This is a genomic window from Paraburkholderia sp. UYCP14C, assembly GCF_004197395.1.
Lineage (GTDB): Bacteria > Pseudomonadota > Gammaproteobacteria > Burkholderiales > Burkholderiaceae > Paraburkholderia.
On sequence record NZ_SELS01000370.1, the window covers coordinates 1 to 344 of the forward strand.

At 66.0% G+C, this 344-nt stretch carries 1 pseudogene; it reads right to left on the reverse strand.

Going from position 1 to position 344, the window contains the following annotated elements:
* A pseudogene (locus EVC45_RS45255) lies at positions 1-344 on the reverse strand (phenylacetic acid degradation protein); the annotation flags it as partial.

The window sequence follows — 344 nt, forward strand, 5'->3', positions numbered from 1 at the left end:
GCCTGCGGCAGCGGCGAACCGAAGCGCTCGACGTGCACCTTCGCCTGCGGCACGCCGGCCGCTTGCAGCGCGGCTTCGGCCGCATCCATCATCGGCGCGGGGCCGCAGATGAACGCTTCGTCGATCGCGTCGGCCGGCAACAGCTGCTCGATGAACGCCGCGCATTTCGGCTGGTCGAGCACGCCGTTGAACAGCTCGACGTCCTGCAGATCGTCCGACAGCACGTGATACAGCACGAAGCGGTTCATGAAGCGGTTCTTCAGGTCTTCGAGCTCCTCGGCGAACATGATCTGGTCGACGCTGCGGTTGCCGTACACCAGCGTGAAGGTGCTGCGCGGCTCGAC